8 protein-coding genes are annotated in these 12250 nt (G+C 58.3%); all 8 read right to left on the reverse strand.

The annotated features are described in order from the left end of the window. Positions 1–207: 207 nt before the first annotated feature. The 8 genes from QUG03_RS01760 to QUG03_RS01795 all read right to left on the reverse strand — a co-directional run bounded on the left by QUG03_RS01760 (position 208) and on the right by QUG03_RS01795 (position 12214). The gene (locus QUG03_RS01760; protein ID WP_500819226.1) at positions 208–1383 is read right to left on the reverse strand and encodes a capsule polysaccharide biogenesis protein; all 1176 of its coding nucleotides are present in this window, start codon (positions 1381–1383) and stop codon (positions 208–210) included. 70 nt (positions 1384–1453) lie between these two features. Beyond that, positions 1454–3556: a capsule polysaccharide biogenesis protein gene (locus QUG03_RS01765; RefSeq protein ID WP_500819227.1), complete on the reverse strand. Its 2103-nt coding sequence runs from the start codon at positions 3554–3556 to the stop codon at positions 1454–1456. 16 nt (positions 3557–3572) lie between these two features. Beyond that, positions 3573–6920: a capsular polysaccharide export protein, LipB/KpsS family gene (locus QUG03_RS01770; RefSeq protein WP_500819228.1), complete on the reverse strand. Its 3348-nt coding sequence runs from the start codon at positions 6918–6920 to the stop codon at positions 3573–3575. Between the two features lie 147 nt (positions 6921–7067). Then, complete coding sequence (locus QUG03_RS01775) at positions 7068–8726, reverse strand: polysaccharide biosynthesis/export family protein (RefSeq protein ID WP_500819229.1); 1659 nt, start codon at positions 8724–8726, stop codon at positions 7068–7070. A 4-nt stretch (positions 8727–8730) separates the two neighbouring features. Continuing rightward, positions 8731–9849, reverse strand: a complete 1119-nt coding sequence (locus QUG03_RS01780; protein WP_500819230.1) for a KpsE/RkpR family capsule polysaccharide export protein — start codon at positions 9847–9849, stop codon at positions 8731–8733. Then, positions 9833–10504: an ABC transporter ATP-binding protein gene (locus QUG03_RS01785; RefSeq protein WP_500819231.1), complete on the reverse strand. Its 672-nt coding sequence runs from the start codon at positions 10502–10504 to the stop codon at positions 9833–9835. The genes QUG03_RS01780 and QUG03_RS01785 overlap by 17 nt, the downstream gene beginning before the upstream one ends. Then, complete coding sequence (locus tag QUG03_RS01790; RefSeq protein WP_500819232.1) at positions 10501–11274, reverse strand: ABC transporter permease; 774 nt, start codon at positions 11272–11274, stop codon at positions 10501–10503. Before QUG03_RS01790 ends, QUG03_RS01785 begins: the two co-directional genes overlap by 4 nt. A gap of 1 nt (position 11275) precedes the next feature. Then, on the reverse strand, positions 11276–12214 hold the full coding sequence (locus QUG03_RS01795) for a KpsF/GutQ family sugar-phosphate isomerase (protein ID WP_500819233.1): 939 nt from the start codon (positions 12212–12214) through the stop codon (positions 11276–11278). Positions 12215–12250: the final 36 nt, after the last annotated feature.

Here is a 12250-nt window from a genome sequence, read left to right on the forward strand (position 1 = left end):
CGGTTGTTTGTCATGTGTGGAAAATCCTAGGCTTTGCTTCCCCTCGATCGCCAATTCTGAGTTTAAAGCTTCTGGAGTTCAATACGTTTTCTGTGATGGCGTGGGTGAGCAAAACCAGCCGACGAAGAGTGCAAGCCGCGGTTGGTGGGTAGGCGATGATTTTTATCGCTATACGAGATCACAGGGTGGGGGAAGCGGGAGGCTTGGCTAGTGGACCGGGTGAGTCGCAGTTGGGCGCGGATCAAGAGGAAAAGATCGCTCCAGCCAAGGCGAATAGCCAAAGTAAGCGCCGTTCAGTTGGGTATGTTTGACGAGATAGGAGCGCAGTTTCCGGTACAGCCAGGCCTGAGGCGGTGGCGGCCGGCTCCAGAATTGATGCAGCCCGGTTTGGCAAGTCAGGCCGGGAATATCGTATAGCGCCCGCCCCAAGGTGATCAGGGGCTTGTCGTGATGCAAGGCGGACAAGCCTACGGTGCTATTGATGGTGACGACGCCCAGGCTATGTTTCAGCAAGCTGGGCAAATGACCGTCGTGCATATAGTACACGCGGGACGCGATACGGTTTTGTCTGGCCAGCCTGGCTATATAGGCCGAATAGTTTCTATGGCCCCGATCCAGCGGATGGTGTTTCAACACCAGAGCCGTATGTTGCGGGGCGTGTTGGGCAAAAGAAAAGATCACCTCCGCGATGAATTCGCGCATATCCGAGTAAGGGCTATGGTGCAATACCTGGCTGTCGTTGAAGACCTGCAAGGGAACCAGAAAATAGCGTTGGTCCCATTCGCGCAGGATATGGCGACGCAGTCTGTGCTCCAGGGCCTGATACAGCGCTTTGCGCCAGCCGGCGCGCAGCCAGAAGAAGCATTCGCGAAAAGGGGAGAAGTCCTTGTGATGCCGATAATGCGGGTAGCGCGCGCGCCAACACCAGCCCGCGACATAGTAGCGGGCGGCGTCGAAGGCCATCCGGCGAAAAGACGCTCTGGTGGGCGTGGGGGCCGGCGGCTGGCTGGCTTCGTATCGCAGCATCGCGGCCGGATTGGCGGCCAAGCGGGAGTGGGCGTTGACCCCGTCCTGTTCCAGCGTGATGTAGTCGGGGCGCAGATAACCTTCCTCGAAGGCGTAGAAGGCTATGGCCTGTTCCTTGCAGACCCGGGCCGCTAGGCTGTGGTAGCGGCGGCAATCGCCGAAGCAGACGACGGCGTCGATACGCTGGGCCCGTAAAAACGCCTGTAGCCAGGGGGGGAAATCCTCCAGCCGCCCGCGGTAGTCGGTGGCGTCCAGATGCCGGTGATATAGCCGGTCCCCGCCGTTGAAATTGATCTTGGCCACGTGCGCGCCGTGGCGATTCAACCAACTGGCCAGTTGATTGAAGAAGTGGCCCATCGGCCCTTGCAAGAGCAGCAGGCGTTGATGGGAGAGCAGGGCTTGAGCGGCGAGTATGACGGGCGCGAGCTCAAAGCAGCGTGCGCAGCAGGCCCAGGCCCTTGCGCCACTGTCTCGCCAGCCAGTGCGAGCGGGTTTGAGCGGGTCCGAGCGACTGCTTGCGCCGCCACAGGTGTTCTACCACGGCTTCGGCTCTGGCAAAGCCCGGCTGACCCGGAATCACATAACGCGGGTAGGCAATCAGCGTCCCATAGACCAACTGCTCGAGAGTGAGCCGGCGTTGCCTATGGGGCAAGGGTCTTAGGTCTTGAGTCAGGCCCCAGCCGGCATAGAAAGGCATGCCGTAGCAATGCACCGGCTTGCCGCGCAGCAGGGCTTCGAAGCCTGTCAGGGAGGTCATGGTATGGACTTCATCCGCGACGGCCAGGCAGGCCAGGATGTCGGCCTTGGCCGCCACTTGGTCCGCCAAGCGGGCCGTTTCCTGATCGGGGATGGCTCCACGCCGGTTGCCGGAGGCGACATCGGGGTGGGGCTTGTAGATCAGCCAGGCATGAGGACGCCGCCGGCGCACTTCGCGTAACAGCGATAGATTGTCTGTGAACCAGGGGGAAGCTTCGCGGAGGGAGGCGTCGTCTTCCACTTGGCCGGGAACCAGGACGATGGTTTTTCCTGCTGCCTCGGCGGAGAGCTCAAACGCGGCGCCCACATTGTATTTGCTGATTCGCAGTTCCAGCAGCCGCAGCCTGAGGCGCTGGGCGCGGAGAATCTGCTGAGGCTCCGGTTCGAGTTCGCTGAGCAGCTGTTCCAGGCGAGAGGACGGTGTCGGCGCGTAATAGAGGCCGGCGTCGTCCACCACCACGGATAAGGGCGGTTGCAAATCGGAGCCCAGCCCGAGAGAGCGGATGAATCCGTCTTCCATCCTGAGCAAGGGCAGGCCGCGCCGTGCCGCCAGTGCGGCGGCGTCCCGCGCCATGCCCCAGGCCACCAGCTTGCTGTCTGGAGGCAGCCGCGGCGGCAATCTGTCAGGTCTGGAGATGAAACGGATCTGGTTGCCGGGTTGTTTCAGAAAGGGCCACACCACCGCGCGTTTCCACCAACTCATGCCCATGCACCACAGCACGCCGCTGGTCTGCCGGCGCAAGCTTCGGTTTAAATGAATCCACTCCGCCACATCGAAGAAGGTGCCAGCTTTGCCGGTTTCCGGATGAATATAGCGGGCGTATTGCAGGTAGGCGGCATGAAACAACTCTTCCAAAGTCCGGTGGCAGTGCCGGCGCAACTTTAGTGTGGGCATTTCTGAATGACGGTCATCGGTCAGCCCCCAGCCCGCATACCAGGGCATGCCGAAGCAGACGACCTGGCTGCCGGCGATCAAGGCTTCGAAGCCCATGTGCGAGGTGGCGGTGTAGACCACGTCCACTTGGGTCAGCAGCGATTGAGGGCAGGCGTCTTCTGCGATCAACTTCACGTTGGGCGGCGGGTAAGGCAGATAGCCTCGCTTTTTGCCGGCAACCACATCTGGATGGCTTTTTACCCAGATTTCAGCCGTGGGGTGTTCCCGGCAGGCCGCTTCCAGCATGGTTTGAAAAGTGCGTGTGTCCGCGCCGCCCAGCCGCACCGACATGTCGCCCACGGTTTGGTCTAGCACCAGCACGCGTGGGCGTCCGTCTTTGGAGGGCAAGGCAAGGGCTGGGGCGTGGTTGTATTTAGATAATTGTTTGTCTCGTAATAGAGAGATGCCATGGATGGCCTCGTATTTTTCTTGGACTGACAGCTGTTTGGCTGTGATTAGACATTCCAGTCGAGATGGTTTGCTGGCGTCGTAATACATACCCAGGTCGTCTACCACGAGAGATAGAGTGGCTGTTTGGGAGTGCCCACGCTCTATGGAGTGGAGAAACCCATCTTCAAGTCTCAATATGGGCAGATGAAGCCGGGATGCTAGGCGCTCGCCTCTGCGCGCGCTAGGACGGTGCCCCCAGACTGCGACTAGGGAGAAGCGGTGTTGAGACCAAGGACGGTAGAGTGATGCGTCACGTCCTAATAAGCCGCTTAATGACGAGATTCGGGCGATGCCGGTGGAGGTTAGGGCAATCAAGTCAAAGCCTGCTTTTGGTGTTGTGTACCATGTGCGCCAATCGAAATCGTTATCCGCGGATGTAGTGGGGAGCATTCAATGTTTGCAGACTTCAGGTAATAGGTTTCTTGTTGAAGTTGCGGTAGAGGAAGCGTAGTGGTCGTACGAGTATATTGCGTGAATCATTGAAGAATGTGTACGGGTCGCGCTTAAACTTTAGGTACTTGCGCAGAGCAGGGGGAATGTCTTCATGGCGTGGCGTTTTTAATGTTAGTGACATTGGCGGGGGAGGGGGGGAGGCCGGCTTGGAGCTATGCTGTGTTGCTTTTGGCCCGGCGATGACGGGGCGCTGTTTTGAGGCATACAGCACTAGTGAAGCAGATTTCCATTGAGACTTGCCAATGGCATAGTTGCGCTCGATATTGGTGAGCGTTGCTACTCTGTCTGGGGCTACATGGTAGAGTAGAACCGCGTCGCCGCCGCCAAAGCAGTTTTCCACCGATAGACCAGTAAATAGACGGGCATCCTGTTCAGTAGGGTGCTCAGCTAGGTACAGGAACAGTTTTTCACCGAACTCGCGGCCGATCTGGACTTCGGAGCAGAAGCGACCAAGGCTTCCGACAAAGTCGTTGATGAAGGCATGTACGCCTGCATGAACCTGCCGCATGAAGTGTAGCCGTACATCGTTGTGCTCCTCCCTATTCCACTCGATGATACTGTTGCCGTTTTCATCAAGTAGATGGGCACGCACCGAGTCTTCTTCCGAGGACAGCAAGGTTTCGAACAGAAATACGTGATCGTTGAGCTTGTGGTAGTTGGCGGAACGCTGTTCATCGAAGCTGGCCAGCCAGCCTTCGAATGTGATCCCGTCGAACCATTGGCGGGAAGCCTCATGGGTCAGCATGTAGTAGCCGGCGATCTTACTGTCCAATATTTTGTTAATGTAACGCTGGATGGAGCCGGAGTAGCCGATATCGACCATGCAAATCTTGCCTGCGTCTTGATGGATATTTTTGCTATCTAGATAGGCCTGCGCCCCTTCGCGTTCTCTGCGGGCCCGCTCCAAGATGGGGCCTTGAAGGTCGTGGATCAGTGTGCTGAGTATTGCCAAGTCATGGTGATGTGATATTTCGTCTTTCAGGCGTAGAGCGTGACGCTTGAGTATGGCGGGAGGGACATCGTTTGCCTCAAGTCCGAAACGGTGCAGCAGAAGGTCACCCAGTTTGCGAGTATTGAATGACAGGTGTAGCAGTTCAATCAGGTCATCTGTGTTGTGACACGAGGCGAGTGCGGCAGATCGCCGCGAGAAGTACAGGTAGTCTGATGGAGGAAGATCAGCGTAGTCGGTCGATTCACGCAGGCGGTCGTAGATTAAACGCAGCATGTAACCGTCGCGAGCCATGAAGCAGACTCGTATGAAGCCGTGGGTACGGATGCGATGGGCTAGCCATTGCACAAAGGCAGTCAGCATTGGCGCGCCAGCCATATAGCCAAAGGCGTATAAAGAGCCACCGAACAGACAGTCCTTGTGCGCGTGTGGCAGATGACTACCAAAGCGGTTGGCGATCAAGCCCATCACGACTGAGTCACTGGTCCAACGGTGTGCTAGGTTGCGGGCGAACGGTACGGCTAGCGCGCTTTGCCTCAGGCACTCGGAGTGGCGAGGAATCCAGTGCACGCGTAGGCCATGCTCGCGGGCTTTTTCGATGTCGGCGCGAGGGTTGTCACCGACATGCAGCAAGGCGCGCCAGTCTGGCGATTGCTCAAGGCCGTCCAGCTTCTTCAGTTCTGTTAGATAGTAGGGAAATATTGTTCCGTCATGTTTTCGCAAGTCCAGCTCTGCTGATACGTACAGGTGGTTAAAGCCGCGGATGCCGACGCGTTCGAGCAAGCGTTCGATCTCTGGCTGTTCCAGATAAATGTCGGTAATGATGCTGACGATTTTGCCCATACGGCGAGCCCACGTGAACATCCGGTAAATTGGTTCACGGCGGGCAAGCACTTCGGTTTCTGCCGCGAATTCGATCTCGGCGATCTTCTCGCACATATCATGGGAATAGCCTGTCAGATTCGCGAACTCGCGATAGATATGAGTGAGGGTCACTTCTTTCCAGTTGCGCTTCTTGCGTGCTTCCTCTTCGGCTCGGCGGCGCCACCGAGCGTAATGCAGTCTTGAATTGCCAGTGGCCCTACGTACTTGGCTTTCTATCATCTGGAACAGGTCATGGGGTTCCATGAACGGCCGTTGTACCAGCGTGTCGAACAGGTCAAAACTAACCGCCTTGGCCTGAGTGATCTTAACGAGCAGCTCACTAGGCTGACTGTCGATCTGTCTTGCTGTGAGCAAGGAGCGAAGGGGGTCGAGACGTGACCATTTGTTGAATAGTTGAAGTAGTTGATCGGCATCGTATCGTCTAGGCCAGGTCAGTGGATTCTGGTCATCCCTACGTTTTCCCATCAGTAGCAAGGCAGCAAAATGAGCGACCAGATTGGCGCTGGATGCTCTGCTTTCATCCAGGAAAATATTATAGCGAGTCAGTATCCACCAGAGGGCGGCGTCAATTTCAGGCGCGGGATCGGCTTCCGAGCGAATCAGCATTTCGATTTCTGCTAACGAACCGGAGGCCACGATATTGATATGGCTATCACCCAGTGCGATGACGGGCAAACCCAGCAGCGCAGCTTGGAATGCCAGGCCGGATGATACGGTGGCGATGGCGTCGACATGAAGCAACCACCATTGCGACAGCATTGGCACTTGTTCTAGTGCTGTGATGTAGATGAAATTGGGATGGTTGTCGCGTAGCTCAGCGATGGCGGTCTGGTCCAGTATCGGTGGATGGTCTGGGTGTTGGGTGACAATCAGGCCGAAGTCCCGCGGCAGTGTTGCGAGGATATCTTCCACCATCACGCGGTGAGTGTTCCAGTGTGCGCAGCCGATGAAGCTGTCGTGCTCGTCCAGCTGTAGAGGGAGTAGCACCAGTTTGGAGAAGCGTGTTTGCAGCTCGTTTACGACTTGGTAGATGGGGTCGGTGGCAGCCAAGGCTGCAATCATACCCGCACGCAGCGTTTGAAGTGTGCGGCGTTCAAGAGGGCTGATGGGGTTGGTGCGGATTATGTCGGCATAGCGTGCGAGCACTGACTCTTGGTAAATGCCGTGGGTATCGTAAGCGTATAGTGCAGGGAAAGGAAGCCGTGTTAGTACCCCCCAGCACTCATTGATGATGACCGCTTCGGGAAAAAGCTCCCGTAGCCAAGAAGCGTGCCCCTCATAGGCGATGACCAAGTCAGGCTGGAAATTGCCTGTGGCCTTGCGCACGGACTGGCGCATGGCTGCTAGGCGCTCGGTGCCTTGCGGCATGGCTCGGATTTTTTCCACTCGACCCACGGTGCGTACTGGTACCTGTAGCGTATCCGGCTTGGCCAGGTTCAGACTCTGGGGGTCGGTTAGTGCAATCATCGCCACGGAGTCATTGTCGGCGAGGGTCCGAAAGAGGGGGTCTATATGCCATCGCAATGTCGGCGCGCGTGAGCCGGGGGCCATGGTGAAAGGGCATAGCCAATAGAGGACGTTCATTCTCGATACTCCAGTTAGGGTGTGTCCGGGTTACAGGTCCAGCACGACTTTCGCTGCAACTGCGATCTGGTAAAGAATCTGCGTAATGCCGCGTGTTATTTCGATACTCTTGCTGTCAATCTTTGGCATGACCATGACTTCATCACCGGTGTCCACTTGGATGCGTTCGCTGACGGGGAGAGCGCTGCCATTTTGTTTCATCAAGATCAATCGGGACTTGTCGGCGCTTTGGTTGTAACCGCCGACACGTGCGACGTAGTCGCCCACGGTCAGGCCTGCTTGCCAACTGATGGCATTGGGAAAGAGCACGTCGCCATGCACCATCACGACGTTGGTTTTTTCCGGGATGCGGATAACGTCACCATCTTCCAGCAGAGTGGTTGGCAGATTTTTCTCGTCAAGCACGACTTGTCCATGTGGTTCGACCTTGCTGGCCTTGGCGATGAAGCGCTCGATCAGTTCGGCTTCGCGGGTGCGTAGCTCGGCTTCCTCCTTGGTGGAGGAGCGAGCGGAGAACGCGGTCTCCTGGAGCTTTTGCAAGGACAGGGCCAGCATGGCCTTTTGCCGCTCGGACACTGATTTGCGGAACAGCTGTAGCGCGTCCACCCGAGACATGCTGTTGGCTTGAATTTTGGCCAGCACGTCGGCCATGCTGGCACCGTAAGGCAGTACGATGGCGTGTTCGCCGGAATGGGCGCCTTCCACCCGCACCTGGATGGTGCCGGCGTATCGATCTGCGCTGATCAGCAGCTGGTCACCGTCCTGCAGTACCACGTCTCCCGCTTGTTCCAGCGGGTAGTACTCGCTGCGCTTCTGCGTGCCCTGGCGGCGGATGATGCTGGCGTGGGTGGCACCGGGCTTGGGGCGGGAGACCTGCAAGGCTTGTTGCAGGCTGATGCTGCTCTGCCCGAATTCGAAGTCATAGGCGTTGAATACCTGACCGCTGACTGAGAAGGTATGTTGGCGCGGGCCCACCACGATGACGTCGCCATCGGAGAACTGCGTCATGTCCATCCGGCCCTGAAGCAGAAAGTCGTAGAGGTTGACGCGTTGGCGCACGATGTCGCCGCGCTTGATCTGAATGTCGACATAGCTGCCGCGCTCGGCGTCGACGCCGCCGGCCTTATCCAGATAGCTGAGTACGCTGTCGGCCGCGATGCCGCCGTAGAGGCCGGGTTGTTTGACGAAGCCGGTGACGAAGACCTTGACCGGCTGAGCGATGTCCAGCGCCGCGTAGACGTTGACGTTGGCCTTGTAGACGCGACGCACTCGGTTTGACACCGCCGTGTTCAATTCGCCGTTGCGTATGCCGGCGACCGGCACCGGGCCTATGTTCGGAATGAAAATATTGCCCTGGGGGTCGACGAGCAGCTGCGAGTCAAAGTTGAAGGCGCCCCATAGGCGCAGCGCGATGCGATCGCCGATGCTCAGCTGGTAGTTGGGGTTGAAGCCCTGGCCTGCGCTATTGCGGAAGGCGCCGCCAAAAAGTTGCGAGCCGAACATGCGGCCGGGCGCTTGTGGCGGGACGATGATCGGGGCCTCCTGTGGCGGAGGCTGTATTGCCCGCTCGGCGGCCTGCTGCCGCAGGGGCTGCTCCGACTCTGCTTGCGAGCCGGGCAGAAGCGACACTGCGTGGGCCTGGCTCAGGACCAGGCAAAGAAACGGGAGGATCTTGGCGTGTTGCATCATGGGGCTAAATCTTGTGATCTTCGATGATGGACAGGGCCAGGCGTACGCAGCCGTAGAGCAGGCTGCAGGCGATCAGCAGCGTGGCCAGGGTATAAAGCTTGCGTGGGTATTCCGCGTCTTCCGCCAGTTGTGGCGAGCTCACGACGGCAAGGCTTTTGCGTTTATGGTTGGCCTCTACCCGGCTTTTCTCCAACGCGGTCAGCGCCAACTTGTACAGGTCGGCTTGAAAGTCGACTTTTGACTTCAGTTCCTGATATTGGGAGGCTTGACGATTCAGCTTTCCGTCCTCGGGGGCGGCCAGCTTGCCCTTTTCATGGCGAAGCTGGGCTTTCAGCGCCTCAAGCGCACCCGTCAGAGCGGTGACTTGTGGGGCATCGCTTTGCAGATAGCTTTGTAAATTGCGCAGCTCCGCCTCCAACTGCGTCTGCTTGGCCTGCAGTTCCGCTAGGAGTTGGCCGGCGGCCTGGGCTTGGGCGACAGGGTCGAGCTGACCATGGCTGTTCTGATATTTCAGCAAGGCTTCCTTGGCGGCGTTCAGGCCCAAATAGGCGCGTTCCGCCTCCTGCTGGGCGAAGGCCAGTTCATTGCGGCTGATGGCCTGCGACAGCCCGTTGATGAAGCGCTCGCATTCTTGCAGGATGGCGAGATTCAGTTGTTGGGCGAACTGGGGGGTGAAGCCTTGGCTGCGTATCGTCAGCAAGGAGGTTTTATCGTCGAATTGGACGCCGACCTTGTTGCGGTAGAAAGCCAGCGTGTCTTCCTTGCTGGCCGATTCGGCCAACCGATGCGGCCAGTCGAGACCGGCGGCGAGATAAGCCTGCTTGAGCGCCAGCCGCCGCTCCAGCCGCTGCAGCATGTCCGGGGAATGTATGTATTGCTGCAACAGCATGGCGTCTTCCCGGATGGTGGAGGCCCCGGCCCCCAGCAGCGTGCTCAGGTTCAGATCGCCGCCGCCATCGCCGGAGCGCTTGACGATGACTTTGGATTCGCTGACATAACGGTCCTGGGCGATCAGGGCAAAATATCCGCCGCACAAGGCCAGCGGCAGGCCGATGCAGACCCATGGAGAGACAAGGCGGGCGAGCAGGGCCTGGGGCCGGAAACGGTCAAACCACGTCGACATTTTCTTCTTCCCGATAGGCCTGGACGGCGTCGTCAATGCGTTGGAAATAGCGGACCTGAGAGCGGCCGATCAATAGCCCGGCGTCGCAGAACCTCTTCAGTTCGGACATGGAGTGCGACACCATCAGGAACTGGCTGTGTTGGCGGCGCTCCTGCATCAGTGCCGCGCTTTTCCGTTTGAAGGCGGCGTCGCCCACCGCGGTGACCTCGTCGACCAGGTAGTAGTCGAAAGGGAAGGCCATCGACAGGCCAAAGCCGAGTCTCGATCGCATGCCGGAGGAATAGGTTTTGATCGGCATATCGAAGTAGTTGCCCAGTTCCGCAAAGTCTTCGACGAAGGCGACCTTGTCGTTCAGTTCGGTTTTGCGGGCATAGAGCCGGGCGACGAATTTGACGTTTTCCCGCCCGGTCATACTGCCTTGAAAGCCGCTGGCCAAGCCCACCGGCCAGGAGATGCTGTGCCGGGTGACGATGCTGCCGCCGTCCGGCCGATCCATGCCGCCGATGATGCGCAGCAAGGTTGATTTGCCCGCGCCGTTGCGGCCGATCAGGCCGACGCTGACATTGGATGGAATCTCAAGGTTGAGGTCTTTGAAGACATAGAAGCGTCCATTTGGCGTCTTATAGGATTTGCTGAGTTTGTGTATCTGGATCATGAGCGCAACATGGCCGGTTCCCGGCCCTTATAGAGAGATAAGCCGGCAAACAGCAGGGCCAGCGTCCAGGCGAAGAGGTAGGACGGGCTGTCGTCGTTCAGCGGGTAGCCGGGCAAGATCGCGTGCCGCATCAATTCGAAGGCGTGCAGCAGAGGGTTCCAATCCACCAGCCAGCGATAATCGCCGGGGATCAGGCTGGGGGGGAACATGATCCCGCTGATGAAGTAAAGTGGCTTCATCAAGATGGGTAACAGTTTTTCGGCCGTTTTGAACGCATGGCCCAGGACCATGAAGACCAGGCCACAGCCCAAGGCCAGCAGACTCAGCAGCAGCCATGCCGTGGTCAGCAGCGGCAATTGGCTGAGCTGTATGGTTTCTCCTGCCAGCCACAGGCCGCTCATCAGCATGAGGTAAACCAGCACATAGATCAGGCTTTCGAGCAGTGCACGGGCCAGTACCGCGTCCAGCGGGTGTACCGGGCGGTAGCTGAATAGGCCGCGATTAGCCTCAATGGCGTTCAAGGAGCGCAGGGAGATATTGCTGAACAGCATGTAAGGCACAATGCCGCTGAGCAGAAAGACCGGGAATGAAACGCCGGGCATCGCGCGTCGCATGATGAAGCCAAGCACCAGCAACAGGATGGCCATATGTGCCACTGGTTCCAACAACGCCCATAGATAACCCAGCCGATACTTGCCAAAGCGGGTTTTCAGCTCTCTGAGCAGTAGCGCGTGCACGGTGGTGCGCATGATGTCGAAGCCGCTGCGCATATCAGATATCGAACGATTTGATGACGCCGACGGTTCGCCGTTCTTCATCGGTGACCAGCAAGGCCGTGATCTTGTGCTGCTGCATCAGCGTTTCCGCTTCCGACAGCATGGCTTCCGCGGCAATGTGAAATGGCGATGGGCTCATGATGTCGCGAGCGCGCAGCGATTTGAGGTCTTCGTGCTGTTCAATGGCGCGGCGCAAATCGCCGTCGGTGATGATGCCTATGGCGGGGGCGTCGGGAGCGCCCACCACGGTTAAGCCCAGGCAGCCTGCGGTAATGGAGCTGACGATGGTTTTGAAGCTATCGTCCGGAAGATTGAAGGGAACGCGCGCCTGCATTGCGTCTCTCGTCTTGGTCAGCAGCTTTCGGCCGAGCGCGCCGCCGGGATGGAAACGGGCGAAATCTTCGGCCTGGAACTGGCGCCTTTCCATCAGCGCCATGGCCAGTGCGTCGCCCATGGCCAGAGCGAGCGTGGTGGAGGTGGTGGGCGCCAGATTGTTGGGGCAGCTTTCGCGCTCCACTGGGATGGGGAGCGACAAATCGGCTTGCGTCGCCAGGGTGGAGCCCGATTTGCCTGTGATGGCGATAACCTTGGCCTGGATGTGTTTGAGATAGGGCAGCAGACGCAGCACCTCCTCGGTTTCCCCGCTATTGGAGATCAGCAGCAGGCAGTCATTGGACATGATCATTCCAAGATCGCCATGAAAGGCTTCGCCGGGATGGACAAAGAAGCTGGGGGTGCCGGTGGAGGCCAGGGTCGCGGCGATTTTGCGGCCGATGATGCCGGATTTGCCCATGCCGGAAACGATGACTTTTCCGGTGGTGGCGTACATGAAGTCAATGGCGCGAGAGAAGGACGCCGACAGCGTGTCGGCTTGTCGGATCAAGGCCTGTCCTTGCGTGCGCAGGACATTTATTCCGGTTTGAATGGCATTCATGATTTTTATATCCAGATAGGGCTTTCGTTGCCGCAT

It is taken from the genome of Chromobacterium sp. CCUG 30098 (assembly GCF_059916605.1).